Below are 26,465 nucleotides of genomic sequence, written 5' to 3'. Positions count from 1 at the left end.
TGCCTAGCTAGCTAGCGACACAAAAAAACCGGGCCATCGCCCGGTTTTTTTATCTATCGAACCTGTCCTTCGTAGCGTTCACCCGGCGGTAGGACGATCCGGGGCTGGGTACGGGTGGGCTCCCAAAGCGCTGGGGGCGGCGGCGGCAAGCCTTCGGTCATCCGTGCCTGCGGCACCGCGATACGGGCTGCCGGATGCAATTCATTTCCCGCGTAATAGTTGACCCAGCCACGTAATCTGGCCAGATTGGCGGCGATATCGGCACTCTGCGGAGCCAGGCGCTCGGCGCGCTCCAAGAGCTCCAAGGCAGTGTGGTAATCCCCCTGCTCCGCCTTTGCAGCGGCCAGGTTGTTCAGCGCCACAGGATCAAACGGATTGATCTCCAACGCTTCGGCAAACCGACGCTCTGCGGTCGCCACATCGCCCTCGGCCATGTTGCGACGTCCCAGCGAATGGAAGGTCTGCGGTCCATACGCGGCCTCGGCTCGCTGGGCGACCTGCATCGATGACGGTTGGCTGGTGCTGCTGCGAGCAAATGGATTCTGACCCGGCAGCATATCCGCGGCTGCCTGAGCCGTGCCCCCGGCCGCTATGAGCATAAATGCCAGCAAGCGGTGTTGTTTCATCGGTGTTTTCACGAAGGATCTCCTACCCAGTCCGGTGCAATCCGGCTTGGAGGTAATGGAACTTGCGCCTGCGGGCGGAACCAGTATCGCAGAAAGCCCATTCCGTTGAACTGTTCGTAGTCACGTGCATTGTCAAACCCAATGGTCGCACCAATCGACACCTGCGGTGCCAGCATGTACTCCATTTCGCCACTGAGGTTGAACCCCAGGCCCGTGACGCTTTGGCCTTCATAGCGAGACTCAACGGGCAGCGTGGGTTCGTTCTGCTGAAACTCGACCAACGCCGACTGCAAGGCGTCGCTGGTCGGGAAATAAGCGGCATCATCCTCTCGGAAGGACTGGATGCCCAAGGCCCCAGATATGCGGTACGACCAGCGGTCTTGTCGCCCCAACCACTCAACAGGAACACCCAAGCTGAGATAGAACTGCGGACTGAAATAGCCCCCATGTCCGAAGGTGAAATACCGGATGTTGTGTTCGTAAAAGAACGAGGTGGCATTAATTCCCCAGGTTACCCGCATGTCATCACGGTCGATCGCTCGGCTGTAGAAGCCCGCGCCGATTTCGAACTGGGTGTTGTCGAGAACGTTGTTGCCTTCCAGTACGTAGTAGGCCGCGTTGGTGTAGAGCCCGTTAGGCCCGCCATCGTAGGCCAGGTCCAGCCGCCCGCCCGTTCGCATGACGCCGCCCCAATTCACGCCCAATGCCGGATCAAATGCGCCGGCATAAGACAGCAGGCTGTCCGAAACCGAACGCCGTGACAAATCGAGCTGCCAGACCAGATCGCCGGTCCGCGGTGCCCAGCGGAGACCGCCTTGAAGATCCTCCTCTCTGAAACCGATCGGGGTCGATCCGACGTCCAGGCGAAGGTTGGCGACATCGTAAACCAGACCCACCGCAACGCCGGCATCATCCTGCGAGAACCGCAGGTCGTTACGGTCACCCGCGACGACGCCCTCAACCAATGGCAGCGCACCGAAGAACGCCAGTTCACGGCCATCCAGATTTCCTGCGTCCAGGAAAACCGGCACCGCGCGCAACCGTACGCGGCCCGCTGCGGGCGCAAAACTGAACTCGACCGGCAGTTCCAAATCGGTCAATTCATCGAGTCCGGGCTGTCCATCGCGCGTGCGCAAGCTCAGACCGCCCGCACCGTAGGCACTACGTTGTGCGCGTATTTCGGAGATTTCGCGAAGAATGTCATCCCGCGGATCGGTGGCAACAAGCCGTGGCCGCTGACGCGTTTGAAGCGCCGGTGCGGGGCGCAGCGGCTCGCGGGCTGGGTATTCGTAGATGACCGGGGGGCGCTGAGTGGCCGGAGGTGCCGGGACCGACTGGTAGGTAGGGCCGCTTCTTACTGGCGATGGAACCGAGGTGACGGGTGCCGTGCCATAGGGTTGCGCAACCGGCGCCGGGGCCGTTAAAGATTCATCGAGCGTGTACGGCGTCGACTCATAAATGACTTCGCCCTCGTAGGGGGCTTGAGGGCGAATCGGATAGCTGCGAAATGTCTCGGGACTTCGGGTATCAGTCTGCGGCGTGAGCGTCGCATCAAACCGATTCGCCGAGAGGCCCGCCGGTGAGTCTCTGGGCTCGCCCGGTCGCCCTTGCGCGGGCATTCCCACTGCAACAGCCTCGAACCCGCTGTTCGTCGCACCCAGTCCGCCGGTTTTCTGCACCCGCAGAGCGGCGTCGCCATCCACAAGCGCACGATCGTCCTTAAGCCGGGTGTCCAAGGCCAGGTCCGCTCCACCGCGTTGGCCCAGCTGGGCACGCTCAGGATCGATCAGATAAAGCGTGGGTGCATGCCGCCAGCTATCCGTGCCGCCCAGGTCCCCGCGATTATTCTCGGCGTCCAGCGCCAAGGCTTGGCGGAAATATTCCAGCGCGCGGCCGTCCTGCCCTTGAATACGGGCCAGTCTGCCAGCCAGCGCATAAAGCCGTGCATTCCCCGGCTCGCGCTCAAGGGCCTGCGCCAGCATCGCCTCGGCGCGATCATATTGCTGCAAAGAGATCGAAGCCGCGATCGCGCCTTTGTAGGCATCGATGCTCGATGGGTCGATGCGCAGCACCCGATCGTAGATCTCCAGCGTGCGGTCGTACTCTTCCGCATCGCTATAAAGACGGGCAAGCGCCATGAGCAGACGCGGATCGTTGGGATTCACCTGCAGCAACGGATGCAGATACTCGTAGGCCAGCGCGAGATCGCCCTCTTCACGAATCATGTCCGCCTGACGCAGCCGGTGTGCGACCTGCAGATTTGCCAGATCTTGGCGCTGCTGCGGCGTGAGATTGGGCTCGTTCTGTAGATCCTCGATCTGGACCTCGAACTCGGCGTCCTGGCGCAATTTAAGCAGCAAGGAGGCGTACTGCAGCCGGGTACCCGGATCGGGGACCGCCTGCCGCGATAAGGCCATGCGCATGTAGCGTAAGGCCTCACCCTCTTCGCCGATTTCCGCCAAAGCCGTGGCCAGCGCCCCAAGCAATTCGGGGGATTCACCCACCAGCGGTTCGATTTGCCGGAGAATCTGAGCCGCCTGCTCCGGCCGGCCGAGGCGGGCAAACACGGCTGCGCGCTCGCTTTGATAACGCACCCATAGGCGACGTTGCAGATTGTTCATGTAGTCCGTGCGGGATTGCAGCGGGACTTGTTCGAGCAGCTGCAGGCCTTCGTACCACCGCTGATTCTCACTCACCAGCAGGGCTTTGACGTACAGCGCCTCGGCCATCCGCGGATTGGAATCCAGCAGGCCATCAATCAGCGTATTGGCTTCGCGTGTTCTGCCCTGGCGCTGGTATAAACGGGCCAGATCGAGTCGAACCCAGGGCGACTGCGGGTCAAGAATGAGCGCTTCCTTGAGCAGCCGCTCTGCCTCAGCAAAGTTCTTCGCACTGCTGGCCTCGCTGGCTTGGTCACGCAGGTACTGCGCCTTCAGTGTGGCCAGATTCCCCAGTTCTCCCCGTTGTTCCTGCGGCACGCGTTCAGCTAAAGCCAAGGCCTCGCGCATGCGACCCTGCTGCGTCAGCACGCCGATGAGGCCGCGCAGCGCATTCACGTTGTTCGGCTGAACCGACAGGATCGCGCGAAACGCGGCATCGGCCCGGTCAAGATAGCCGACCTCGGCATATAAATCGCCGAGCGAGCTGCGAACACTCAGCTCATTCGGGCGATCTGCCGTTGCACGTTCATACAGCTGGATTGCGCGCTCCGACTCGCCGGCAGCCCGGGCGGATTCGGCCTGTCGCACCACGGTCCAGAAACGCGCGCTATCCAGAGCCTCGGACCAGCGCTGCCCACGTTTGGTATCAGCGGCTCGCGCACGCTCCAGGTAGTCCACCGCACTGGCAAACTGCTCTTGTCTTAACAAGATGATCCCAATACCACCCAGGGCATCAGGGTTATTCGGCTCGGCGCGCAGGACTTCCTGGAATTCGGTATAGGCCAGATTCAGGTCACCGGCATTCAGGTTGCGGTAGGCCTGTGCCACCAGGTCTTCTTCCGTTTCCTCGGCCGGGCGGTTCAAGGACGCAAGCCGTCGGGACAGTTCCGCATCCTGGCCAAAGCGATTCAGGTACGCGCGGTAGTAGCGCTCATCTCCGGCCTTGGGCGATAGCCAGATCAGAGCCTGTCGCCAGGCCGAACGGGCCTGTTCCGCCACGACCGCATTGTCGACGAGCTGAGCGAGGTCGCTAATCCCCTGCCGGCGCGTTTCCTCGCGATAGGTCAGATGCTGCGCCAACGCAAGCTTGTAAATCGGTTGATCGGGATAGGTCTTGGCCAACTCGGCCAGGCCGGAGCGGGCCTCACCCCATCCGTTCGTGGCACCCGCCAGTGTCTGGTAGTACTCCAATGCCAGACGGCCGTCCGGTGCGACATCACCAAAGGCCTGTCGATAGGCCTGAACCGATTGGTCGTACTCACCGTTCTGTGCAAGTTGACGCGCACGATCCAGCTGCTGCTGATCAATGGCGCTCTGCGCGATGGCAGCCCGCAACTCACGTACACCGGGATCATCGGGATGGGCCTGCATGAGCTGATCCAGGTACTGCTGGGCAACACCCGGACGCCCCGCCCGGGCCTCCATCGCACCGAGGCCGGACAATGCAGCTGGATTCTGCGGGTCGGACTGGAGCAGTTTCTGCCAGGCTTCGCGGGCCAGATCGAAGCGTCCGCGGTTCTCCCAGTAGCGCGCCTGCTCGGCCACCCTGGTCTCGGCAGCGGTCTGTGCATGAAGCGGGGCCACGCAGGCCACGGCCAGTACCGCCGCAGTTAGCAGTCCCCGAAAATCAACCAGCATGAACGCTCCCAATTCGGAATGATTCGACCCGTTTCATCGAAACGGTACCAGCCGTCCAACTGGCCTTCCCCGAACAATGACAATACGTGATCGTAGTATGCAGGCACATCGCCGAGCAGCCCCCCGCGATCAGCTGCCTGTATCAATAATTGCTGTGCTTCTAAGAGCTTATCATCCCCCAAAGCATTGAGATAAGGCAACAAAGCCGCGCTGAATCCAACAGGCGAACCCTCTGCCAGCACATCACCGGAGAGCACATCGACGCGCTCCGGCGGCCGGGGCCTCCCCTGCAGCAAGTCCCGCATGCCATGCACGGCATCCAAGGTGTCCGAGTTGGGGGTCAGTCCAGCCCAGAGATACACCCGGATGGCGTCGTAACTACCCTGTGGCTCGGTCCCGTCCGGAAAGGCAATGCCGTCCGGGCCGTAGACCAACCAATCGGGCGCCAACCCCGCAGCCTGCGCAAGGCTGATAACCAGCGCCGAATGGTTTTGGATGAGCGTGTCCCAGGGTCCACTGGGTTGGTGATGGTCGAAATAACGAAACTGGAATTCGGGGAAATAGCTGGGATTCAGCCGGAAACCGCGTTCGTCCAGGTCGAACCCTTCCGGGGCCGGTAGCAACAGCGTCAACCCGTCGTCCGCACGAACGAGATTGTCCTGGACGACCTGCGCCAGCAACTTATCCGCAATAATCGTGTACTGCGGAATGTCCCATAACCGTGCGGCCTCGAGCAGCGTATAGGCAATCCACAAATCCGCATCGGTCGCGGGATTGGCGTCGATGACCCCCCAGCTACCGTCGTCACGCTGGCCCCAGAGCCAGGCCGGCAGGTGCTCGGTCAAGCTCCCCTGCGCCAAGTTATGCGTGGTCCAGGAGAGAATGGAGGCGAAGGTGTCCGGCTCGTTGGCCACAAGGGCAAAGAACAGTCCGTACGCCTGACCTTCAGACGTGGATCGAGCGCCGTCGGTGCGGTCGATGACACGCCCGTCGTGCTGGATGAAATGGGTCTTGAAAGCCTCCCAGCGTGACCAGGAAGGGTTGATCAGCTCACAGCCCGCCAGTAAGAGGCAGCCGATTCCTGCTAGGCAGAGCCCGGTGAGATGCCGGACTCCGCCCCTGCTGACTGATCTATCGCTTGCCTTCATGCCTTGCAATCGCCATGCGGCGGAGCGTTCGATACAGCACGGCCGCAATGATGAGCGCAATAATCAGCATCAGAATGAGCATGCCCAGCGGCTTGGTCGAGAACCAATGCTTCAACGCCATGAACAGTGGCAGTCGGCCGACCTTGTATTGCGTACCCAGTCGGTAGTGATTGATCTCAGACCCGTTGAGCAACACCAGGTCGCCCTGCAGGAACTGGCGATCGCCGGGGTCCAGCAACAGATTCGCCACCTCCAGCAGTCGTTCATCCAGACCCGCCGTCAGCACGACCACGGTTTTCTCGGAGCTCACAGGGGATTCAAAGCTCATCATCGCGCCCAGGGCGTCCCCCGCCTCTAGCAAGACCTGACCGGCATGATCAACGGCGGCCTCGAGATCGTAGCCCCTCCAACGTCCGAGCAAGCGTTCAATGGGCCCGATGACGCGGAGGCGTGCCGTTCCACCAACCAGACTCAGCGGCATATCGTCCGCCCACTGCTCCAGCAGCGGCTGATTGCCGGCCGCCCCGAGCACGATCACATTCTTGTCCTCGATGGCACCGGCATCAGCGCCCTGTGTCAGCGTGATTCGCGTGGCGGGGTATCCGGTGGAATTGCCCAGATGCCCCATTAACGCGAGGTAAGTGGCGATCTCGCTGGTACCCAGCTGGCTGGGCAAGGCGATGGCGGTTTCGGACATATCCGCCAGCCGGCTGTAGGGATACCCGCCGTTGGCAAACAGGGACAGTTCGGGCAATGCCGTGTAATGCGGGAAGCCGCTGAAATCAATCTTGGAGCCGGGATCAACGACCCCGCGTAGATTGTCGAGCACCACGTCCTTACAGCGATCCTGCTTTTGGCGTTCGAAGAAATAGTGGAACTGAAGCTGGTTGCTCCCCGTGATCTTGAAATAGGGAATATTGACCTTGGTCTCGTTCACCGAATCCAGTTCACTGAGGAACGGAATCTGGATTCTGCGCTTCACACCACCCGCAGCATTGGAGTCGTTATCGCTGGCCAGAGGGATCGCATCCACGAATTCGTTGTTGATATTTACGTTCAACGTGGACTTCGGCCCGATGGTCGGCGTGTAGCGGTACTTAAGCTCCATCGGCACGCCGTCGCTCTCCCAGGCGTACAGGTCGGGCGGCACATGGAAATTCACCCGAATGAGGTCGGGGTACAACCCCCGGACCTCGAGATCCCGACTGCTGACCAACTCGCTGAACAACACCGGCCGGTCGGTCGGCACCCAGCGAGGTGCATCGTAGGGATCACGAGGGCTCGGTTCTTCCAGATTGCGGATGACAGCGGTCTCACCCGCTAGCGCCTCGGCACCCAGGCTCAACGCCTTGGCCGCTGTAATCATTCCCTCGGGTGAGGACCCCGAAACCACCAGCAACTTGGACGTGTTATTCCGCGGATTGTCGACCATTGAAACCGTCGACGTGCCATTGCTCGGCAAGGTATAGCCGCCGACCCGTGCGCCGGCCCCGCCAATCACCACGGCGTGCCCTTCCGGCAATTCGCCGTTAACGACCACCGGGAACTTGGCCCCGCGATAAGCCGCCTGGGCACCGAACCAGGACGCCACAATGCCGGCAGCCTTCATCTCCTCGATGCTGGGCTCCGAGGCAAACACAAACGGCAATTCCAGGGTGCTCTGGTCCCTGCGATCGAAGAACGGCTGAGGCAGCAGATTCAACTCATTGGCCAACAACAGTGGCTGGGTGGTCAGCTTGAGGCTGCTGTTCTTGCTGATATTGGCCCAAAGCGAAGTATGGGCCGGGTCTTCGCAGTCATAGGTGTAGTGGCCGATGAACTGCAGCAGTATTTCGTTGTAGCGGACAAACAGGCGCGGATCGATATTAAAGGTGTGTTCGCCACCACTGGCCGTTTCCTCGCTGAGCGGAATCGTTGTAACCAGCTCGGTATTGACGAAGACGTTGATGTGCGAAAGCTCGAACACCAGTGACGGAGAATGCGCATAGCGCAACGTCATCTGCGCCTGGGTGATGACCTCATCGTCACGGACGGATACCGGCAGGGAGATCTCTCCCTGAATCCCGCGCAGGCGTATCGAATCCTGGATGCCGCTGAGTTCCTGTAAATCCAGGGTTCGCGTTACCGTCGGCAACGTGCTGTTGCGCTTGGTCTGCTGGGCCTGCGCTTCGGCCTCCATCGGTGCCAAGGCCACCAATGAGGTGGTCAGCGCAAGCAACGCACCCGTCGCCGTCAGTCGACGTACCATCCGGGTGGCACCTCCCCGCAGTCCGGACCAGAACCGACCCAAGTACATTTCGATCACGCGATAAACCCCGTAGTAGCCGAACGACAACACTTCTAAGAATGCTCTGCCTGGATGATCCACATCACGATTCTGGGCCCAGGTCACCCATGCATCGGCCCGCCCAAAAATACAGTGAAGCAAGTGCTTCTCCTGTTCAATGTCGAGCGCTTCAAACTTCACGCTTAACGTGTCACCCACCGAACGGGTGACATGACAATCCCAGGCAACATCCGATGTTGACGGCAACACCTGCACCGAGACCTCACTCCCCATGGGCAGCTGGGTCGGACGTTCCAGTCGAACAGCGCATCCCCCTTCGGAAAGATCCAGGGTACGCGCCGACAGCGTGGTGCCGTCTGGCAGCGTGACTTCGGCCTCAAGATCCGACTCAACACGGATCGTGCGCCTCACCTGTTTGCTCTCCCAGGCGACGGCGAGTGCGGCACCAATGATGATCAGGTTATAAACCGACCAACTCATGTTCAGGATGACGGTATCGATCTCGTGCGTGCTCCAGAAGAACAGCCGACCGAAACCGATAATCACGCCCCCGAGGTTCGCCGCCACGAGAATGAGGTAGGGAATCGCCATCTTCTGGTCGAAATACTCATGCTCGACGATGCCACCCTTGGCCGTCACATTGAACGATCCCAGCTTGGGATTGATGATGGCCAGCAGCGTCGGCGCGGTGATGTAAGAGGCCAGCACGGTCTCGTAGACCTCAGCCCAGAATGAATGCCTGAACGGCCCCTGTAATCGCGAGTTGGTCATGTTCGCGATCAGCAAATGCGGCAGCGCGTAGGCCGCGATCATCAGGGCCTGGGCCTGAATGATCTTGGCGTCAAACAGCAGATAGGACAGCGGTGCCGAAAGAAACACGATGCGCGGCAGTCCGTAGAAGAAGTGCAGCATGGCGTTGGCGTAGCAAAGCCGTTGGCCGAACCGCAGCCCTCGTTTCAGGAACGGATTGTCGGTACGGAAAATCTGGGCCATGCCACGCGCCCAGCGGATTCGCTGGCCGATATGAGCCGACAAGGACTCCGTCGCCAGCCCTGCTGCCTGCGCCACGTTGATATACGCCGAACGCCAGCCACGTCGATGCATCTTGAGTGCGGTATGTGCATCTTCGGTCACGGTCTCGACGGCCACGCCGCCGACTTCCTCTAGCGCTTCACGCCGCAATACGGCGCAGGAACCGCAGAAAAACTTGGCGTCCCAGAAATCGTTGCCGTCCTGTAACAGGCCATAGAACAACTCACCCTCGTTCGGCACTTGCTTGAAGGTGCCGAGATTGCGCTCAAAGGGGTCGGGCGAGAAAAAATGGTGAGGTAGCTGGACCAGCGCCATCCGCGGATCTTTGAGGAACCAACCGACCGAGACCTGCAGGAAGGAGCGCGTCGGGATATGGTCGCAATCAAAGATGGTGATCAGATCACCAGAGGTCTTGGTCAGCGCCTTGTTGATGTTGCCGGCTTTTGCGTGCGTCGATTCCTTGCGCGGCAAGTGCGTGACGCCCACCTCCCGGCAGAATGCACCGAACTCTTCCCGACACCCGTCATCCAGGACGTAGACGTTCATCTTGTCCTCGGGCCAGTCCATTTGCATGGCCGCGAGCACGGTGGGCCTGACCACGTCCAATGGCTCGTTATAGGTCGGGATAAACACGTCGACCGTGGGCCATTCCTCCGTATCCTCCGGCAGAGGATACGGCCGGCGGTGCAGCGGCCACAGCACCTGGAAATACCCCAGGATGAGCACCAGCACGGCGTAGAACTCGGCCAGAATCAGACCAATGGCGAAGAACAGGTCGACATAGGTGACGCCTGGCACTCCGAAACCAATGGTTTCGGTCACCCGCCAATAGAAATACCGGAACGAGGTCAGCAGCGAGATCATCATCAGGCAGATGGAGATCAGGTGCCCCTCATAGCGCCGCAACCAGGAACAAAGCGCAAACGAGCCGATGGCGAACACGGCCTGCCACAGCAGCCCGACCGGTGTGGTGATGATGAGCCACACGGGCCCGGCGGCGATGACCACAGCAAGAAGAAGCGCCAGCCGGGAATCAAGCACCGGCAGGTTGGCCAGTTTGTCGACATAACGCATCAGGCCGTCAGAGCGTCTCCAGTCGGCCTCCGGGGTCATTGTCGGTTGACCCATTTCCTGGGAGTTGCCCCTCATTTCAGCGTTTGCTCCACCCACGCGGCCAAACCGTCGAAATCCGTGGCTGCTCGACCATCCGGCTCGTAGGCCATAACGGTCTGCTGCGCGGCCAGCGCCTCCTCAGCTGCCGCATCGAACCGGATGGTTTCGGGCACCAATCGATCCCCCAGACGATCGGCCAGCATCGCTCGAACATCGCGACATAACACCCGGCCCTCGTTCATGCGATTCAGCAGAAAATAAAGACCGGCGAACTCATTGGCCTTTTGGCCGGCGTAACTCTCGATGGTCCGTTCGACGGTCGGGACCGTGATAAACGATGCGGCATCGGGCAAGACCACGACGATGACCAGATCGGCCATCTCTACGGCGGCCCGCTGGAATTCGGATGGACCCGGGGGCGTATCGAACACGGTGTAATCCGTCTGCTTGTGATCCACCGTCGACAAACCATCGGCCAGCCAGGCCGGGCCGTCGACGACGGTCTGCTCGAACTGCTCACGGTGCTTTTCGCTCAAGAAGCCGAACGGCAGGAACCGCAGCCCCTCAACACCCTTGCGGAGCGTTTCGGACCAGGGTTCGGATCGCAGCGTCGCGGATGCCAGACCCTCCGGCTTCACCGGATCAGCCGACAGGTGAAACTGCAGTGCGTTCTGGGCATCGAGATCGACCGCGCAAACCCGGCGTCCTCGTCCGACCAAGGCCTCGGACAGGTTCGCGGTGACGGTTGTTTTACCGACCCCACCTTTGGGAGACACGATTGCGATTCGCTTGGACCGTTTGCTCGACTTCCCCAGCATGTTCCCCTGCAATCCTTGTTCCGGTAGCGGTTCGGGTTCCGTAGCCGACTTAGTCGACTCGGGACTTTTCCAGACGCCCAAAAACCGAAGGAAGGCGCTGATCCATCTGATTCTCTGCCACCACGGGCGCTTCTCGGCGTTCATATCGCAGCTTCAGCTTTGCTCCCTCATGTCGCCGCGGTGCCGGTGGCTGCCCCAGGCGTCCCATTAGCTTGGCGATCGCCCCACTACTCGGGCGCTTCGCTGCATCCTGAACCGGAGTCTGACGACCCGGTCCGGCATCATCCCTGGATTGAGCCATCTCAGTCTCCTGTTTGCGCTGGGCCGGCGCGGCATCAGAGGGCTCGGCCTCGGTCGCCGCTTCGACGGCCTCAATCGGCGCAGGGTCTGATGCATCATCGTCCGCCGGCACCGGCGTCGGGGCTTCATCCGGCAATTCTGCCGAGGACACGGAGCGTTTGACCGACTCGACCACCCGCTCGGACCCTCGCAACAAGGCGGATAGGCTACCCGCCCGCTTAAGCCGATCAGTATCGGCCTCCTGGTCGGGATCAGACTCCCGTGACCAAGCGCCGAGTTCTACCGGGGCGTCCGGAATATCGGCGACGGGAAAATTCTGATCGCCCAACTGTGCCAGCAGCGCCCAGCGATCCGGGCTGACTTCGATCTCATCATCGCCTGCATCCATGAACACCGGCTCCTCGGTGTCCGATGGCTCGGCATCGGTTTCAACCAGCTCCTCGGCGGGGTCAGTCGCTGCCTCTACAGGGTCTTGGGTCTGCTCGACCACCTCTTCGGGTTCAGGGGGCGCGGAGATTTCGGGGGCCTCGGGCGCGCCGGGCGGCGGTACATCCGGCCGCTCCTCGGCACGCTGGACCCGTGGAGGCGGCGGCATGTCTTCCGGCGCAACAGCAGGGTCGACCGGCTTTTTCTTCGCCCGGCTTTTCCGCCTGCTCGGCTTCTGCGCGTTGGCGGATGCCTCGTCGCCTTTGATGTCGCGATAGGTCGACGGATCCAGGCCCAAGTGCGCGAATAAGTGCTTGACGTCTTCGCCCTTGTTACTCATGCATCCATTCCTGAGTGGTGAACCTCAACCGAACAACGAGCGGTGCGCAAGGCGGTAGCGGTAGCTATCGACCTCTCCTTCTTCGATCTCGATCTGGCGCAGCACCAGATCATCTCCGGCTCCGAAGGCTTCAAACCAACGGCTGTAGATGCCCTCGAGCAGGGCCCCCGACCAGGAGATCCCCGCAGCGCCAAAGGCCGCGCGAAATGGCGCGCAGTCGTGGATGATCTCAAGGCTGGTTTGAACATCCTTGAATCGGACCAGGCCCCAGTTCCAATCTGCCCAGATCGCGTTAGCCGCAGCTTCCATCTCTTCCAGGGTGCTGGCTTCGGCAGGTTGTACCGACTCACCCATCCGGCGGCCAAGCACGTACATGAAGGACTGAATTTCGTCGTCCGACATCTGCTCGGCAAGTTCTTCCGCCAGAGCACCGAGAAAGGCTCGCCACTGCCGCCCGCACTGTTGCTCGGAGAAATAGGCCAGATGGCTGCCGAAGCTGTTCGACATGCAGAATCCTCGTACACGAGATCAATGATTTACGAGGCTTTTATAACACACAGTACAGGTGAATAAATCGTGAACCCAGGAATAAAAAGTCCTTGCAGTGCTATGATTTAGCGCAGGTTTAAAGCTCAGGGCACCCGATCTTGGCGAAGCGCAATCCCCACTACGATGTCATCGTCATAGGCAGCGGACCCGGCGGCGAAGGCGCCGCCATGATGGCCGCCAAGAACCGGCGGTCCGTCGCCGTCATCGAACGCTATGTCGATGTGGGTGGGGGCTGCACCCATTGGGGCACCATCCCGAGCAAGGCGCTACGCCACGCCGCACGACGGTATTCCGAAATTCGGCGGGAGCCGCTCTACCAGGAGTTTCGCAAGCACCTGCACCTCACCTACCCCGAGATCTTGCGGACCGCCGACAGCGTCATCGCGCGGCAGACCAGCCTGCGCCGCGCGTATTACGAGCGAAATCACGTGCCGCTGATCGAGGGCACGGCCAGGCTCACCGGCCCGAATTCCGTCGAAGTCACGGCCCCCGGCGCGCAGGCGCAAACCCTGACAGCCGACGCGATCATTCTGTCGACAGGGTCGCGACCCTACCGCCCGCCGGAACTGGATTTCTCGCATCCACGCATTCGTGACAGCGATACGATTCTTCAATGCGAGGAACATCCGCGATCGATCACGATTTATGGCGCAGGCGTCATCGGCAGCGAATATGCATCGATCTTCAGCCACCTCGGCATCCGCGTGAACCTGGTCAATACCCAGTCACGACTGCTCTCCTATATGGACGATGAGATCACCGAAGCGCTGTCCTACCACCTGCGTGACCGCGGGGTCACCATCCGCCACAACGAAAAGATGGCGCGTGTCGAACCCCGCGACCATGATGTGGTGTTGCACCTGGAATCAGGGCGGCGGATCAAATCCGATTACCTACTGTGGGCCAATGGCCGCACGGGAAACACGGATTCGCTCAATCTGGCAGCGGTCGGGCTGGAAGCCGATGGCCGCGGTCAACTCAAGGTCAACGAGCATCATCAGACTGAAGTGCCGTCGATTTATGCGGTCGGCGATGTCATCGGGTTTCCGGCGCTGGCTTCCAGTGCCTACGACCAGGGTCGCTTTGCTGCCGCACACATCGTGGCCGGCGAGGCGCGATCGCTCCGCTTTGACCTCATGCCGACGGGGATTTACACGATTCCCGAGATCAGCTCAGTGGGCAAGACGGAGCGAGAACTGGCCGAGACGGGCGTGCCTTACGAGATCGGTCATGCATTCTTCAAGCATTTGGCACGCGCGCAGATGGTGCGAGAGGAAGTGGGCATGCTCAAGCTCATTTTTCATGCCGAGACGCTGGAGATACTCGGCATCCATTGCTTCGGCGAAGCCGCGTCCGAGATTGTCCATATTGGTCAGACGGTCATGGCCAGGGGCGGCGAACGCCAGCTGCAGCACTTCATCGACACCACATTCAACTACCCGACCATGGCCGAAGCCTATCGGGTTGCGGCACTGAACGGGATGAACCGGTTGGTGTAAGCCAGCACGCAACCATCAAAAAAGCCCCGGAAAACCGGGGCTTTTTTGTGGCGTGTACCGTCAGCTCAGCGCATCATTCTGCGATGGTGCGCAACTCGACCCGACGATTGAGTTCACGCCCCTCTTCCGTCTCGTTGCTGGCCACCGGCTCAAACTCGCCGTAGCCACGCGCCGTCAGCCGCGATGCCTGCACGCCTTCGGCGACCAGGAAGTCGACGACGGACTGCGCGCGCGCCTGGGAGAGTTCCGTGTTGTACTCGGCTGCTCCGCGGGAATCGGTATGGCCAGCGACCTCGACCAGCGCTGCCCGCTGCGTCTTGAGCTTCTCAGCCTGGCGCTTCAGGACAATCTTGGCGTTGGCGGTTAAGACTGCCGAATCCGTTTCAAACGTCACGCCGCGAAGCACGACCACCTCCTGCTCTTCGCAGCCCTGATCATCAACCTTGGCGCCGGGGGCGCTGTCAGGACAGCGATCAAAGGTATCGGTCACACCGTCACCATCCGTGTCCTTCTTCTGTGCGAGCGGACAACCACTGGCGTTGACGACGGTGCCCAGCGGAGTGCCTGGACACACATCCTTTTGATCGATGACGCCATCCTGATCCGTGTCGACGACACAATCGGTGCGCCCGGTTTGTGGGTCGATCACCGTGAGCTCGCATTCCTTCTTCTCTGGCGCGGACGCGGTCTGACCGAAATGCCATGACAGCGGAATCTGCACGCCGACATTGAATCGCAGGTCGTTCAGCAGATTTTCATCCGCGTAGTGTTCGCTGTTGAACTGAGCCATGTAACGGGCCTCAGCGCGCAAGGCGATGTTGCGAACCAAGGGCACCAGGACACCACCGCCTGCATTGATGGCCGGATGGATGTCGTTGTTGGCGAGAATGTCGTCTTCAGCCAGACCAAGACCCGCCAGCACGAATGGTTTGACCGGCAGATCACCGACATAGGCACTGAGATCGTGGACATAATCGACGAACAGACCAAATTGGTAATCGTTCTCGCCGTCGAGATCACGCTCCAGTGAGTTGCTATACAGGCTGACCTCCAGCGCACTGGCCGGATTCTTCAGCGGAAAGCCCAGCCGCAGCCGCGCCCCCACACCATCATCATTGGCGCGCGTGGAATCCACCGAAACAAACTCGCCGGCGGCACCGACGTAGGGGATGCGTGCATCGTCGGGTGAGACGGCGGCGGCAGGGCCAGCGAGGCAGGCACCGGCAAATGCCGATGCAAACAGCATACGGTTCATGGGGTCTTCCTTGAGTGTGGTGAATCAGATGGCTTCGACACCCTTACCCCTAGACTCCCCGGGATTGTCGGTGCCGTCACGGCCATACGCAGCAGATTATCATGCGTCGGTTGGATTTCAGTTGCGTGACCCGCCAAATGCACGCATGGCGTCCACGCACTCACCAACCAGTCGAGGGCCGCGATAGATCAGGCCGGTGTAGATCTGAACCAGATCGGCCCCCGCCGCAAGCTTGGCCACGGCGTCTTCGGGTTCCAGGACCCCACCAACGCCGATCAGCGCACAGGCATTGCCCACATGGTCTTTCAGTACGCGGAGAACCCGCGTCGCGACATCCCGGACGGGCGCCCCGCTCAATCCTCCGGCCTGTTGCGCATAACGATGCTCTGCAACCGCTGCTCGATCGATGGTGGTATTGGTCGCGATGATCCCATCGAATCCGTACCGAATGACCGCATCAGCCATGCTACGGACCTGCTCATCGGTGACATCCGGTGCAATCTTCAGCGCCACCGGCACCTTGCGGCCACTGACATCGGCCAGCCGAGAACGACACTGGGCCAGCCCGTCGAGCAGCCCGGTCAGCGCATCGCCGGCCTGCAAGTCACGCAAGCCCTTGGTGTTGGGAGAGGAGATATTCACGGTGAGATAATCAGCCAGCGAATAGGCCGCTTCCATGCCTTGCTGATAATCCGCCAACGCCTGATCCGCCGGGGTATCGGCGTTTTTGCCCAGATTAATACCCAGCCGTGCTGCCCCGCGGTCGCTCTGGCGCACGTTTTCGAGAACACGGTCTAGACCGCCGTTATTAAACCCGAGGCGATTGATGATGGCCTGGTGTTCCGGAAGTCGAAACATCCGAGGCTTGGGATTCCCCGCCTGGGGTCGAGGCGTCACCGTCCCCACCTCGATCAAACCAAACCCCAAACGTGCCCAGGCAGGTATACAGGCCGCGTTCTTATCGAGACCCGCTGCAAGCCCCACACGGTTTCGAAGCTGCAGGCCCATGACTTCACAAGGATCTTCTTCGGCGCAGGGAAACAACCCTGCGAGCCCGGGAGCCCTCGAAAGGGTCGCCAGCGTCAGGTGATGCGCCAACTCGGCGTCAAGGGTGAACAACAGGGGACGCGCCAGGGCGTACATAAGCAGTGACCGATCAATTTCGCGCGGCAGAATAGGCGCTCAGGCCCTGCGCAGCCACTCCACGTCATATTCGCGGGGCTGGCCGCGCGTCGTCGGGCCGCTGCATTGACGGCAAGACGCGCAATCCTGCACAGTCTGCGCCACAATAACGACAGCATATCCACTGGGGGATTACTCATGCTACGCATCCAAACTGTGATCATGTTTCTGGTCGTCGTCGGCGTAACATTTGGCACGGTGTTCGCACTGAACGCGCTGGTCGACCGCAGTGAACAGGCCACCGAGACGCAGGGCGCGACGGCCGAAGAGGTTTTCGGTTCGACCGGACCGGCATCGCTCACGGCCAGCCCCGCGCCTGAATCCGAGGTCTCGTCAGCCGAGACCCAGCTTCGTCGCGTCGCACGTTCGGTCGCCCTCGCCGCTGCCCAACAGACTGCGGCAGACGTGGCACGTTCGGAAGTTGCAGACCAGCTCTAGCCCCAGCGCGCACGGCGCGCTTACTTTTTTATCGAGTTTTATGACTGATTCCCATCGCATGCGCGGCGGGGCACTGGGTGCCCTGTTGACCCTGATCGCCGTTGTTATTGTCGCCGTCGTGGTCTTTCTCGCGGTCGACGTCTTCCTGTTCGATTCGGCCACGGTCAAGCGCGTGCGTGGCGATTCTGGTTCCCTGTTCTCGGCTCAACAACAGGCCGACACGTTCAGTGCGGCCGATGCCGTGCGCATTGGCCGAGAAGAAGCCGAGCGTGTCGCTGCGATGACCGCACGTGAGATCGCAGGCCAGGTGGCGCGCCAGGAGATCGCCCAGCGGACCGGTGACGTCAGCACGGCCGCGACCCTGCGCCTTGCAGAAGCGCCGGCCCTGTCTGAGCTTAGCGGTACCGAACAATTGGCGGCGCGGGAAGCCAAGCGCGTCGCCCAGCGCATCGCCCGTGAGGTCGCAGCCGAGGTCGCCACCGATGAATTGATGGCCTATGTGGACTCGCTGACCCAGCAGGCTGCCGACCCGCTGGCCGTCGCCGCCGCTGAGCAGCAGGCCGAATCTGAGGGAGCCGCAGACAATGGGGACGTGGCATCTGATGCTGCTGTGCCCGCGGCCGAGTCAGCAGCAACGACAAGCCAGGCGACGCCTGTTGCCCCGGTTGATCCGAAGCCGGCTGCCCCGAAACCGGATCGGCCCAAGCCGCAATTGGCGCCCCGCCCAGACCCGCAGTCCACGGCGTCCAAACCGGCTCCCCCCAAACCCACCACCGCCTCGAGACCAGCCGCCCCCGAGGCCAAACCACAGCCCTCGGCGGTCGACCTCAAGCCTTGGTGGCCGACAGCCGCGGTGGGTGAACAAGTCCTGTCTCTGCGCTTTGCCGGCGAAGCACAGGCCGATAACGCGGGGCTTGCCCTGCTGTTCACGGCACCACCTGCCTCGCTGGAGGCCGTCGCGGACCACGTGCGAGTCTTGGATGACAACGGCCAAGTCGTTGAAATAGAATGGAGCAGCGCACGCAACCCGGCGCTGGTGCAGTCACAGCCCCTGTCGGTCGGCCGCTACGTGGTCATCATCGATAAAGCGCTGACCGACCGTGACGGACGCCAGATGATGCGCAAGCTGGAAGGCCCCGTGTTTATACGAGGTCGCTAGGGAAGCGCTGACTGATTCGAACCGCCAAGTTGCTGCCTGCAAACAGGCCAGGCAAGGCGCGAGGAACAAGGTTTGGTCATTCCAAATGAGCGACGAGCAACGCAGCCTGGCCTGTTTGCAGGCGCAATCCTGACGGAACGGGCCGGTTTTCCCGCGATCCTGCGTTGTCGTTCGCTGACTTGGAATGACCAAGCGGCACTCTCTCCGCCTGGGTTCGCGGGAAAACCGGCTCCGTCTTGGTGGTGCGAATCAGTCAGCGCTTCCCTGGCCACCCTCGCCCTAATCGCCGTACATGCGCGGATCAAACTCGATGATGCGCGCCGGCTCCAGCTTCAGGTATGCGGTGTCGCCGGGTTTGGCCACCCGGTACGCACGCGGCGGAATGTCCGGTTCGAGCAACGGCATGCCGTGATACCCCGATGATGGATCGCCGAAGAACCCTTCCCCGGCATCACCGAAATACTCATTGCCTTCGAATCGCCCATCCTGGCGAGCGGACACCGGGCCGCCAGCCAGCAGGGCAACGGTCAGCCCCAGGGTGATCGCACGTAACCGGTTTCGATCTGCGTTCATACGCCGAGTATAGCCCCACAGCCGGCCATCGGGGTTCGCAACCGGATGCCAGCGCAGGTAGAGTCGTGAACACCGCGTCCATGAGGTCAGTGCGTTCAGACGCCCTGTAGCGGCTCTTGCGACATGCTGGCTTCATCGACTACATGTGATACTCGGCCACAAGGACATCGTCGATGCTCAAGAACCAGGTTCAGCTCATTGCTTACCCCAATCGCATGGGGGACAACCTCGGGGACCTCTACGACATCCTGGAACAACATTTCTCGAAGGCGGTTGGCGGCGTGCATATCCTGCCGATCTACCCCTCGAATGCCGACGGCGGGTTCTCTCCGCTAACGCACAAGCTCGTGGATCCGAACTACGGCGACTGGGACGATGTGGAGCGTATCTCCGCCAAATACGACCTGTGCCTGGACCTCACGCTGAACCACATCTCGGATGAATCCGAAGAGTTCAAGGACTTCATCGCCAAGGGTTACAAGTCCGAGTACGCGGATTTATTCGTCCATATTCATGAGATGGGTGAGATCACACCGGATGACATGGCCAAGATTCACATCCGGAAAGAGAAAGAACCCTTCCGGGACGTGCAGTTCGCCGATGGCACGGAAGGCCAAGTCTGGTGCACCTTCACCGAGCATCAGATCGACCTGAATTACAAGTCCGAAAAGACATACGCGCTGATGGAGGAGTACATCCAGTTCCTCACCGAGCGCGGAGTCAAGCTGTTCCGGCTGGACGCCTTCGGCTACACCACCAAGATCATTGGAACCAGCTGCTTTCTGGTGGAGCCCCGGGTTTACGAGATTCTCGAGTGGATCAACAATGTGGCCCGTGAACACAATGCCGAGGTGTTGCCCGAGGTCCACGACCATTCCAGCTACCAGTTCGCCATCGCCAATCGCGGCATGTGGGCCTATGGATTTGCCCTGCCCCCGCTGCTTCTTTACACGCTGTTGGACAACAACACCGAATACCTGAAGAACTGGCTGCGGGTCTGTCCGCGCAACCAGTGCACCGTGCTGGATACCCACGACGGGATCTGCATCCCCGATGTCGAGGGCATTCTGCCCAAGGACAAGATTCAGGCGATGGTGGACAACGTTCAGGATCGCTCGGCCGACCCCATCCTGCGCCGCTCCGCCGCCAATGTGCACAGCGTGGGGGCGATCTACCAGCTGACCTGCACGTTTTACGACGCCCTCAAGCAGAATGACGACGCTTACATCTGCGCCCGTGCCATCCAGTTTTTCGCACCGGGCATTCCGCAGGTGTACTACGTGGGGCTGCTCGCAGGCATTAATGACGACGAATTGATGGAAACAACCGGGGAGCTGCGCGATATTAACCGGCAGTTCTACAGCCGGGAGCAGGTCAACGAGGCGGTCGAGCAACCGGTGGTCAAACGCCTGTTGAAGCTCATGGAGTTTCGCAATACCTACCCAGCCTTCGACGGTCGCTTCGAACTCAACTACAGCAACGACAGCAGTGTCTCCATGGCATGGCGCAAGGGTGAGTACTACTGCAACCTGTTCGTGGACACGAACTTCAAGAAGGCGACGATTAAGTACTTCAATCCGAAGACACGGATTAAGCTGAACATGACCTGCTAGCGAAGCATGGACTGATTCGGTGCTTCCCTGGGGAGTTTCCCAGGCCTGGCCAAAGGGTGTCGGCAGGTCGCAAGCCGGCACCCGCGCTTAAATCGCCTACAATCCCCGGCCGTATCGATTCGACCACCGGGGAGTACCGCATGACCGTCATCCGTCAGGACGACCTCATAGACAGCGTCGCCGACGCACTGCAGTTCATTTCCTACTACCACCCGCTGGATTTCATTCAGGCGGTGCACGCAGCCTACGAGCGTGAGGAAAATCCCGCGGCCAAGGACGCCATGGCCCAAATCCTCATCAACTCGCGCATGTGCGCCGAGGGCAAGCGTCCGATTTGTCAGGACACCGGGATCGTCACCGTGTTCATCAAGGTCGGGATGGACGTGCAGTGGGATGCCGAACTGTCGCTAACCGACATGATTAATGCGGGCGTGCGACGCGCCTACCAGCATCCCGATAACGTGCTGCGCGCCTCGATTCTGGCCGACCCGGCGGGCAAACGGCAGAACACCCGGGATAACACGCCTGCGGTCATCCACATGGAGATCGTCCCTGGCGATACGGTGGATGTACAGGTCGCAGCCAAGGGTGGCGGCTCGGAGGCCAAGAGCAAGTTCGTCATGCTCAACCCCTCGGACTCCATCGTCGACTGGGTGGTCAAGACCGTCCCCACCATGGGCGCGGGTTGGTGTCCACCTGGAATGCTGGGCCTCGGTATCGGCGGCACGGCAGAGAAAGCCATGGTCATGGCCAAGGAGTCGCTGATGGACCCGGTGGATATCCAGGCGCTGCGTGAACGTGGCCCGCAGACACGCGCCGAAGAGCTGCGGCTGGAGATCATGGATGCGGTCAACGATTTGGGGATCGGGGCCCAGGGCCTGGGCGGGCTGACGACCGTGCTGGACGTCAAGATCCGCGACTACCCCACCCATGCGGCCAACCTGCCGGTGGCCATGATTCCGAACTGCGCAGCCACCCGCCATGCCCACTTCGTCCTCGACGGGTCCGGCCCTGCACTCCAAACCCCGCCGTCGCTCGATGACTGGCCGGTGGTCAGCCGAGAAGGTGGCGGCAGCTCACGTCGTGTCGACCTGGACACGGTCACCGCAGACGACGTGCGCAGCTGGAAGCCAGGCGAAACCCTGTTGCTCAACGGCAAAATGTTGACCGGCCGCGATGCGGCCCACAAACGTCTGACAAGCTTGCTCGAGTCTGGTGAAGGCCTGCCCGAAGGGCTGGATCTCAAAGGGCGTTTCATCTACTACGTCGGCCCCGTCGATCCGGTGCGCGATGAGGTCGTCGGCCCGGCGGGCCCGACCACGGCCACGCGGATGGACAAGTTCACGAACGACATCCTGGAACAGACGGGCCTGCTAGGCATGGTCGGCAAGGCCGAGCGCGGACCGGTGGCCCGCGAGGCCATTAAACGGCATCAGTCCGTTTATCTCATGGCCGTGGGCGGCGCAGCCTATCTGGTGTCCAAGGCGATCGTCGGCTCCCGAGTTGTGGCCTTCGAGGACCTGGGCATGGAGGCGATCTACGAGTTCGAGGTCAAGGACATGCCGGTGACGGTTGCCGTCGACAGCACCGGCGAATCGGTCCATGAAACCGGACCGGCGGAATGGAAGATCCGTATCGAGGATCTCAAGCGCTCCGGCTAATCGCCCGAATACGCTTTGCACGGCCCCCGTTCACCGGGGGCCGTGTCGTTTTGGGGCCGACGATTCGACCTTGGTCGAAGGCCACGGAAAACTCGACTAAAGGCCAATAGACGCTACCGATCAGCAGGCCAATGATCGCGGACACCAATAACAGGAGGAGACCCCATGTCCGTATTGCGTCTATCGGCCCTGCACGGAGCCATTGTGCCGCTGCTCATGCTCGGCGCCGGCCCCGCGCTCGCACAGACAACACCCAGCGGCCCCGCACTGTTACCGCCTGATGCGGCACCAGCGCACAAAGCGCCACCGCATCGAAGCATGACCGTCGGCAAGACTACCGTCGCCATCAAGGGCTACATCAAGCTGGACGCCATGATGACCGACTACGAGGCGCGCCCGGCGGCCTCGCTGGAACCACTGGGCCGTGACTACTACGCCGGCCCGCGCAGTGTTCCGCTGGATGATGGCTCGGGTGGCCTGACGCTGTACGACATGCATGCCAAGCAGAGCCGCCTCGTCGTTGGCACCTCGACCCCGCTGGACAATGGTCAGACCATAAAGACCCACCTCGAAGTCGACTTTCAGAACAGTGACGCCGGCAACGAAACCATTAGCAACTCCTACCAGCCGCGGCTGAGACAGGCGTTCTTCACCTACGGAAACTGGCTCTTTGGCCAGGCTTGGTCGACCTTTCAGAACGTCGGCGCCCTGCCCGAGACTCTTGATTTCATCGGCCCGACGGAGAGCACGGTCTTCATTCGTCAGCCGATGATTCGCTATACCAAGGGGCGCTTCCAGATCGCACTGGAGAATCCCGAAAGCCGCATCGCAGCAGGCGACACGACCACAGATGACAACAGTGTGCCGGACCTCTCCCTCCGCTGGCAGGCTGGCCCGCTGGTTGTGGCCGGTCTGCTGCGATCCATTGAATCGCAGGACCCCGGCGGTGTGGATGACTCGGTTATCGGCGGCGGAATCAGTGTTTCCGGCAAGTTCGCGGTGGGTCGAGATGACATTAAGTTCATGGCCACCACCGGCTCCGGGCTGGGTCGCTATCTGGGTGTGCTGGCGAACTTTGATGCCCAGGTCGATGCTCAAGGTGATCTGGAGGCCATCGACAGCTCCGCAGCCTTCGTGGCCTATCGGCATTTCTGGACGCCCAAGACACGCAGCTCCTTCGTGTTCGGTGCCTTCGATGGCGACGGCGATGTCGAGTCGGCCTCCTCCATACACGTGAATCTGTTGCATTCGGTGACATCATCCCTGACTACCGGCGTCGAGCTGATGCACGCAGAGCGCGAGATGGCCAGCGGCGCTGAAGGTGCCATGGACCGACTTCAGTTCTCGGCGAAATATGCGTTCTAAGGCCAAAGTCGAATAGGCTTAGCGCCTTGATCACTGTCCAATAGAGACAGCCGAAGCAGGCGTCGGAGCAATCCGGCGTCTGCTTGGACCCATCCGAAGAACAAGCGCAGGAGACAAGCCGTGGCAGACGAAGCCCTCTACCCCGTTCCGGACAGCTGGACGGGTCAATGCTTGGTCGATGAGGCCCGATACGACGCCGAATACGCCGAGTCCATCCGTGATAACACAGGCTATTGGGCCGAGCAGGCCAAGCGCATCGACTGGATCAAAGCCCCCACTCAGATTAAGGATGTCAGTTTCGGCCCGGATGACGTGCACATCCGATGGTACGAAGATGGCCAGCTCAATGTCTGCGCAAACTGCGTGGACCGCCACCTAGCGGACAAGGCGGATCAAACCGCCATCATCTGGGAAGGCGATTCGCCGGACGAGTCCAAGGAAATCACGTACCGCGAACTCCATGAGCAGGTCAGTCGGCTGGGCAATGTGCTCAAGGCGATGGGCGTGGGCAAAGGCGATGTGGTCACGCTCTACATGCCGATGATTCCGGAAGCGGCCTACGCCATGCTGGCCTGCGCACGCATCGGCGCGGTGCATTCGGTGGTCTTTGCCGGCTTTTCCCCGGATGCCTTGGCTGGCCGGATCGAAGATGGCCGTTCTCGCTTCGTAATCACCGCCGACGAGGGGTATCGCGGCGGGCGCACCATTGCTTTGAAGACGAATGTCGATGCAGCACTGGAGCGACCAGGTGCCCAGCATGTCGAACAGGTACTGGTCGTGCGCCGAACCGGCGGCGACATTCAGTGGAACGCACGTGATCGTTGGTACCACGAGGCCATGGAAGCCGCGTCGGCCGACTGCCCGCCTGCCGTCATGAATGCGGAAGATCCGCTGTTCATTCTCTACACCTCCGGATCGACCGGCCGGCCCAAGGGTGTACTGCACACCTCGGGTGGGTACATCGTGTACGCCTCGCTGACCCATCAGTATGTCTTCGACTACCACGATGGGGACCGCTACTGGTGTGCGGCCGATGTCGGCTGGGTCACCGGGCACAGCTACATCGTCTATGGCCCGCTGGCCAATGGCGCCATCACCACCATGTTTGAAGGCGTCCCAACTTACCCGGATGCCGGCCGCCTCTGGGAGGTGGTTGATAAGCATCAGCTGAACATCGTCTACACCGCTCCCACGGCCATTCGGGCGCTGATGCGGGAAGGCGACGAACCGGTGAAGCGGAGTTCACGCAAGAGCCTGCGGTTGCTGGGCAGTGTGGGCGAGCCGATCAACCCCGAAGCCTGGGAGTGGTATCACCGAGTTGTCGGTGAGCAGCGTTGCCCCATTGTGGACACGTGGTGGCAGACCGAGACCGGAGGCATCCTGATCAGTCCCCTCCCCGGCGCCCGCGCGCTCAAACCTGGTTCGGCCACCAAGCCATTCTTCGGTATCCAGCCCGCACTGGTCGACGAGCAGGGGCAGATCAAGGAGGGAGCCACCGAGGGCAACTTGGTGATTTTGGATTCATGGCCCGGCCAGATGCGCACGGTGTTTGGTGACCATGAGCGCTTTGTCCAGACCTATTTTTCGACCTATCCCGGTCGTTATTTTACCGGCGACGGCGCGCGTCGCGATGCCGATGGTTACTACTGGATCACCGGCCGCGTCGATGATGTGCTGAATATTTCCGGGCATCGCCTCGGCACGGCCGAGATCGAATCGGCGCTGGTGGCGCATGAGGCCGTGGCAGAGGCCGCCGTCGTCGGCTATCCCCATGACGTCAAGGGCCAGGGGATTTACGTGTACGTGACCACGGCCGCAGGCGTCAACGAGACCGATGCGCTGGCCGCAGAACTCAAACAATGGGTGCGCAAGGAAATAGGCCCCATTGCCACACCGGACCTGCTGCAGTGGGCACCCGGTCTGCCCAAAACCCGGTCTGGAAAAATCATGCGCCGTATCCTGCGCAAAATTGCTGAGGACAGTTACGACAACCTGGGCGACACCTCCACGTTGGCAGACCCCGAAGTCGTCGATCAGCTCATCGCCGGACACGAAGGGATAACCGGCTAGACACCGTGGCCGAAATCCGATCGGAAACCGCCACCGTCATCGTCGCCGATGACCACCCGCTCTTCCGCTCCGCGCTGCGCGGGGCGGTTGAGCAGGTGCTGGATGACGCGACCATCATCGAAGCCGAGTCTGCACAGGCCGTGCAGGCGGCGGTGGGTACTGCACCCGATGCCGATCTCTGCACGCTGGACCTGCGCATGCCTGGCGCCTACGGGTTTTCTACCCTCGCTTTCCTACGAGGTAATCACCCTAGCCTGCCGATCGTGATTGTCTCGGCGATCACAGAACCCGATGTCATCCGGCGCGCAGAACGTCTCGGCGCCGTCGGTTACATTCCGAAGTCCGCCTCTCCGCAGGCCATCTCCCATTCCATCCAGCGGGTTCTCAACGGCGACACCGCGTTTCCCGACCTCGGTCCGGATCAGCGTTCCCCCGCGGAAACCACCGACCAGGAGCTGGCGGACCGCATCGCCAGCCTGACTCCGCAGCAGTTTCGCGTATTGACACGGCTGGCCGATGGCTTGCTGAACAAGCAGATTGCATTTGAGATGGATGTGACAGAGGCGACCGTCAAGGCGCACGTCACCGCCATTCTGCGCAAGCTCAAGGTGAGTAACCGGACCGCAGCTGTCATCGCGGCACGGCAGCTGGATGTGGCAGACCCGGAAACGACGATGGATCAAACCCCGTCATCGGCCGCACCGAGGTAACCG

General features: G+C 61.2%; 18 protein-coding genes. 8 read left to right on the top strand and 10 right to left on the bottom strand.

The window, feature by feature from the left end; translation table 11 throughout:
* Window positions 1-53: 53 nt before the first annotated feature.
* Genes DEH80_RS05520 through bcsD form a run of 7 tightly spaced genes read right to left on the bottom strand, consistent with a single transcriptional unit; the run spans window position 54 to window position 12,895 of the window.
* Window positions 54-638, bottom strand: coding sequence for a tetratricopeptide repeat protein (locus tag DEH80_RS05520; RefSeq protein WP_165831309.1), 585 nt, complete (start codon window positions 636-638; stop codon window positions 54-56).
* The gene (locus tag DEH80_RS05515; protein ID WP_109719473.1) at window positions 635-4,924 is read right to left on the bottom strand and encodes a cellulose biosynthesis protein BcsC; all 4,290 of its coding nucleotides are present in this window, start codon (window positions 4,922-4,924) and stop codon (window positions 635-637) included. Before DEH80_RS05515 ends, DEH80_RS05520 begins: the two co-directional genes overlap by 4 nt.
* Window positions 4,897-6,072, bottom strand: a complete 1,176-nt coding sequence (gene bcsZ, locus DEH80_RS05510; RefSeq protein WP_109719538.1) for a cellulose synthase complex periplasmic endoglucanase BcsZ — start codon at window positions 6,070-6,072, stop codon at window positions 4,897-4,899. The genes DEH80_RS05515 and bcsZ overlap by 28 nt, the downstream gene beginning before the upstream one ends.
* Window positions 6,056-10,504 (bottom strand): UDP-forming cellulose synthase catalytic subunit, encoded by a 4,449-nt coding sequence (gene bcsA, locus DEH80_RS05505; protein ID WP_207774484.1) that lies wholly within the window; start codon window positions 10,502-10,504, stop codon window positions 6,056-6,058. Before bcsA ends, bcsZ begins: the two co-directional genes overlap by 17 nt.
* Window positions 10,505-10,536: 32 nt before the next feature.
* Window positions 10,537-11,322 carry a cellulose biosynthesis protein BcsQ gene (gene bcsQ, locus DEH80_RS05500; RefSeq protein ID WP_165831308.1) on the bottom strand — a complete coding sequence of 262 codons (786 nt, stop codon included), beginning with the start codon at window positions 11,320-11,322 and terminating at the stop codon, window positions 10,537-10,539.
* A 49-nt stretch (window positions 11,323-11,371) separates the two neighbouring features.
* On the bottom strand, window positions 11,372-12,388 hold the full coding sequence (locus tag DEH80_RS05495; protein WP_109719470.1) for a hypothetical protein: 1,017 nt from the start codon (window positions 12,386-12,388) through the stop codon (window positions 11,372-11,374).
* 24 nt (window positions 12,389-12,412) lie between these two features.
* Complete coding sequence (gene bcsD / locus DEH80_RS05490; RefSeq protein ID WP_109719469.1) at window positions 12,413-12,895, bottom strand: cellulose biosynthesis protein BcsD; 483 nt, start codon at window positions 12,893-12,895, stop codon at window positions 12,413-12,415.
* A 140-nt stretch (window positions 12,896-13,035) separates the two neighbouring features.
* Here bcsD and sthA point away from each other — a divergent pair, with 140 nt between their 5' ends.
* The gene (sthA, locus tag DEH80_RS05485) at window positions 13,036-14,436 is read left to right on the top strand and encodes a Si-specific NAD(P)(+) transhydrogenase (RefSeq protein WP_109719468.1); all 1,401 of its coding nucleotides are present in this window, start codon (window positions 13,036-13,038) and stop codon (window positions 14,434-14,436) included.
* 73 nt (window positions 14,437-14,509) lie between these two features.
* Here the strand turns inward: sthA and DEH80_RS05480 are convergent, their stop codons facing one another.
* The gene (locus DEH80_RS05480) at window positions 14,510-15,691 is read right to left on the bottom strand and encodes an OmpA family protein (protein WP_109719467.1); all 1,182 of its coding nucleotides are present in this window, start codon (window positions 15,689-15,691) and stop codon (window positions 14,510-14,512) included.
* 117 nt (window positions 15,692-15,808) lie between these two features.
* A complete protein-coding gene (locus DEH80_RS05475) occupies window positions 15,809-16,834 on the bottom strand; it encodes a quinone-dependent dihydroorotate dehydrogenase (RefSeq protein ID WP_109719466.1) in 1,026 nt (341 codons plus the stop codon).
* Window positions 16,835-17,011: 177 nt separating this feature from the next.
* On the opposite strand from DEH80_RS05475, the gene DEH80_RS05470 reads away from it, so the two are divergent.
* Window positions 17,012-17,311: a hypothetical protein gene (locus tag DEH80_RS05470; RefSeq protein ID WP_109719465.1), complete on the top strand. Its 300-nt coding sequence runs from the start codon at window positions 17,012-17,014 to the stop codon at window positions 17,309-17,311.
* A 40-nt stretch (window positions 17,312-17,351) separates the two neighbouring features.
* A complete protein-coding gene (locus DEH80_RS05465; RefSeq protein ID WP_133249127.1) occupies window positions 17,352-18,470 on the top strand; it encodes a hypothetical protein in 1,119 nt (372 codons plus the stop codon).
* 279 nt (window positions 18,471-18,749) lie between these two features.
* Here DEH80_RS05465 and DEH80_RS05460 read toward each other — a convergent pair whose 3' ends face one another.
* Window positions 18,750-19,043, bottom strand: a complete 294-nt coding sequence (locus tag DEH80_RS05460) for a hypothetical protein (RefSeq protein WP_109719463.1) — start codon at window positions 19,041-19,043, stop codon at window positions 18,750-18,752.
* A gap of 173 nt (window positions 19,044-19,216) precedes the next feature.
* On the opposite strand from DEH80_RS05460, the gene gtfA reads away from it, so the two are divergent.
* The 5 genes from gtfA (at window position 19,217) to DEH80_RS05435 (ending at window position 26,462) form a co-directional block, all read left to right on the top strand.
* A complete protein-coding gene (gene gtfA, locus DEH80_RS05455) occupies window positions 19,217-20,656 on the top strand; it encodes a sucrose phosphorylase (RefSeq protein WP_109719462.1) in 1,440 nt (479 codons plus the stop codon).
* Window positions 20,657-20,796: 140 nt separating this feature from the next.
* A complete protein-coding gene (locus tag DEH80_RS05450) occupies window positions 20,797-22,317 on the top strand; it encodes a fumarate hydratase (RefSeq protein ID WP_109719461.1) in 1,521 nt (506 codons plus the stop codon).
* A gap of 165 nt (window positions 22,318-22,482) precedes the next feature.
* Window positions 22,483-23,682: a DcaP family trimeric outer membrane transporter gene (locus DEH80_RS05445; RefSeq protein ID WP_109719460.1), complete on the top strand. Its 1,200-nt coding sequence runs from the start codon at window positions 22,483-22,485 to the stop codon at window positions 23,680-23,682.
* A 120-nt stretch (window positions 23,683-23,802) separates the two neighbouring features.
* A complete protein-coding gene (gene acs, locus DEH80_RS05440) occupies window positions 23,803-25,752 on the top strand; it encodes an acetate--CoA ligase (RefSeq protein ID WP_109719459.1) in 1,950 nt (649 codons plus the stop codon).
* A 5-nt stretch (window positions 25,753-25,757) separates the two neighbouring features.
* A complete protein-coding gene (locus DEH80_RS05435) occupies window positions 25,758-26,462 on the top strand; it encodes a response regulator (RefSeq protein ID WP_243412755.1) in 705 nt (234 codons plus the stop codon).
* The last annotated feature ends 3 nt before the right edge of the window (window positions 26,463-26,465 follow it).

The sequence above is a fragment of the Abyssibacter profundi genome (assembly GCF_003151135.1).
Lineage (GTDB): Bacteria > Pseudomonadota > Gammaproteobacteria > Nevskiales > OUC007 > Abyssibacter > Abyssibacter profundi.
This window is presented reverse-complemented; position numbering and strand designations above follow the sequence as displayed.

Coding starts and splice junctions, on each gene's coding strand:
- DEH80_RS05475 (WP_109719466.1), bottom strand. CDS start 16,834: ATGTACGCCCTGGCGCGTCCCCTGTTGTTCACCCTTGACGCCGAGTTG.
- bcsD (WP_109719469.1), bottom strand. CDS start 12,895: ATGTCGAACAGCTTCGGCAGCCATCTGGCCTATTTCTCCGAGCAACAG.
- DEH80_RS05465 (WP_133249127.1), top strand. CDS start 17,352: ATGACTGATTCCCATCGCATGCGCGGCGGGGCACTGGGTGCCCTGTTG.
- DEH80_RS05480 (WP_109719467.1), bottom strand. CDS start 15,691: ATGAACCGTATGCTGTTTGCATCGGCATTTGCCGGTGCCTGCCTCGCT.
- DEH80_RS05515 (WP_109719473.1), bottom strand. CDS start 4,924: ATGCTGGTTGATTTTCGGGGACTGCTAACTGCGGCGGTACTGGCCGTG.
- DEH80_RS05495 (WP_109719470.1), bottom strand. CDS start 12,388: ATGAGTAACAAGGGCGAAGACGTCAAGCACTTATTCGCGCACTTGGGC.
- bcsA (WP_207774484.1), bottom strand. CDS start 10,504: ATGACCCCGGAGGCCGACTGGAGACGCTCTGACGGCCTGATGCGTTAT.
- DEH80_RS05450 (WP_109719461.1), top strand. CDS start 20,797: ATGACCGTCATCCGTCAGGACGACCTCATAGACAGCGTCGCCGACGCA.
- bcsZ (WP_109719538.1), bottom strand. CDS start 6,072: ATGAAGGCAAGCGATAGATCAGTCAGCAGGGGCGGAGTCCGGCATCTC.
- DEH80_RS05460 (WP_109719463.1), bottom strand. CDS start 19,043: ATGAACGCAGATCGAAACCGGTTACGTGCGATCACCCTGGGGCTGACC.
- gtfA (WP_109719462.1), top strand. CDS start 19,217: ATGCTCAAGAACCAGGTTCAGCTCATTGCTTACCCCAATCGCATGGGG.
- DEH80_RS05445 (WP_109719460.1), top strand. CDS start 22,483: ATGTCCGTATTGCGTCTATCGGCCCTGCACGGAGCCATTGTGCCGCTG.
- DEH80_RS05470 (WP_109719465.1), top strand. CDS start 17,012: ATGCTACGCATCCAAACTGTGATCATGTTTCTGGTCGTCGTCGGCGTA.
- bcsQ (WP_165831308.1), bottom strand. CDS start 11,322: ATGCTGGGGAAGTCGAGCAAACGGTCCAAGCGAATCGCAATCGTGTCT.